This window comes from Roseomonas chloroacetimidivorans (assembly GCF_049629625.1).
GTDB classification, from domain to species: Bacteria; Pseudomonadota; Alphaproteobacteria; order Acetobacterales; family Acetobacteraceae; genus Roseomonas; species Roseomonas chloroacetimidivorans.
Map to the genome: position 1 here is coordinate 1 of NZ_JBNBZS010000246.1, position 1,842 is coordinate 1,842.

Sequence of the window (1,842 nt, forward strand, 5' to 3'; positions counted from 1 at the left end):
TGGGCCGTCCACCCCAACAGGGCAGCAGTTCGTCAAGCCGCGAGGCGGGGTGGTCGGCGATGCGGGCCAGGACGTCGGCGAGCCAGGCGCGCGGGTCGACGTCGTTCAGCTTGGCGGTGATGATGAGAAGCTATGGGCAGGCGGCGAGGGTGGAGCACCATCGGCGCAGGTAGCAATCCATGGAGTAGGCCCATGCCCCAGCCGGACGACCTGAGCAGGTCCCTTGTTCCGCTCGAGCAGGATAGCACGCTGGTTGCCGTGATCGAGTTGAGTCAGTCGAGCTGGCTGGTCGCCGGGACCGTTCCAGGCGTCAAGCGCCAGCCACTGAAGAAGCTGGATCCGGACGAGCAAGCCTTACTCGGACTGCTGAAGCGCTGGCAGGATGAAGCGACCAGGGCTGGACGCAGGATCACCCGGGTTGCAGTCGCCTACGAGGCGGGCCGTGACGGTTTCTGGCTGGTGCGATGGCTGCGCGCGCGTGGGATTGAGGTGCATGTTATTCATCCGACCAGCGTGGCGATCTCGCGCGAGCACAAGCGGGCGAAGACCGATCGGCTCGACACGGCGATGCTGATGCGGGTGTTCATGGGCTGGCTGCGTGGCGAGCGGGGGCACTGCGGGATGGTCGCGGTGCCATCGCTCGAGGCGGAGGACGCCAAGCGGCCGAGCCGTGAGCGCGAGAGTTTAGTCGGCGAACGCACCCGCATCGTCAACCGCATGAAGGGCGCCCTGGCTCGGCTCGGCATCCGCGGCTGCAAGCCCGAGTTGCGCAGCGCGCCGAGACGCCTTGAGACCTTGCGCACCCCAGAAGACCTGCCGATCCCGCCCAACACGCTGGAGGAGTTCCGGCGCGACCTGGCGCGACTGGCGATGGTGCGCGAGCAGATCACGGCGATCGAGCAGGCCCGCCTGGAGCGCCTGGAGCAGGCCCCGAAGACGGGGCCGCACGCCATGGTGCGCCTGCTGGCCAGCATCACCGGCGTCGGCGTTGAGACGGCGGACATGCTGGTGCAGGAGGTGCTCTCGCGCGGCCTGCGCGACCGCCGAGCGGTGGCGCGCTACGCCGGGCTGACGGGCTCGCCCGCCGAGAGCGGGTCCAAACGGCGGGAGAAGGGGCTGGCCAAGTCCGGCAATGTCCGGGTGCGCTGCGGTCTGATTCAGCTCGCCTGGCGCTTCCTGCGCTTCCAGAAGGAGAGTGCGCTCGTGCAGTGGTATCGCGTGCGGACCGCCCAGGGCGCGCGCAAGACGACCATGATTGTCGCTCTTGCCAGAAAGCTGCTCATTGCCTTGTGGCGTATGGTCACGATGGGCGAGGTTCCGCACGGTGTGGTGTTGCGGTCACCGGTCTGACCAGCAACAGCAAGGAGCGGGCAAATACAGTTTCAACGTTCCGCCGTGCTCCTGCGGTAGGGCGTTGATCACGGTCCGAGGTGGCGGTGACCCGAGTACTCGCATGGCTTCCATGCCGCGATGAGAATGGGCCCGCCGCCCCGGAGCTTCGCCGCCGAAGCGCATGGCTGCTTCATGGTCCGGACCCTATGCGGGTCCAACCGAATACAAGGTCGCGGCGCGATGCTTCGCGCCCAAGGCGGGCTCCCCTCGGGCGTTCTCTTTCCACTCACTGGCAGCAAGGGCAATTGGTCATGTGAAACATACTTGACACTGGAACGCCCCATACAAGCGAGTACATGGCCGCGGCCCGGTCGCCGCCCCGATCCGAGACGTGTTCATTGTGCTGTGGTCCTTTCTGCTGAGGACGAATGGCGGCTGGGTGGTGTGGCCGAGGCCGGCACCTGGGCAGAGAGCCGCCAATCCCACTGGTTGCGGCCTCTCTGGATCCGG

General features: G+C 67.0%; 1 protein-coding gene and 1 pseudogene. One reads left to right on the forward strand and one right to left on the reverse strand.

All coding sequences use genetic code 11. From position 1 onward, the window contains the following. Positions 1-127 (reverse strand): annotated as a pseudogene (locus ACO1BU_RS37100) (transposase domain-containing protein); the annotation flags it as partial. 65 nt (positions 128-192) lie between these two features. Between ACO1BU_RS37100 and ACO1BU_RS37105 the strand changes: the two are divergent. Further along, a complete protein-coding gene (locus ACO1BU_RS37105; protein WP_424140862.1) occupies positions 193-1,350 on the forward strand; it encodes an IS110 family RNA-guided transposase in 1,158 nt (385 codons plus the stop codon). Positions 1,351-1,842 lie beyond the last annotated feature (492 nt).

Bases quoted from the DNA above. Each gene is read 5' to 3' on its own strand.
- ACO1BU_RS37105 (WP_424140862.1), top strand. From the start codon at position 193: ATGCCCCAGCCGGACGACCTGAGCAGGTCCCTTGTTCCGCTCGAGCAG.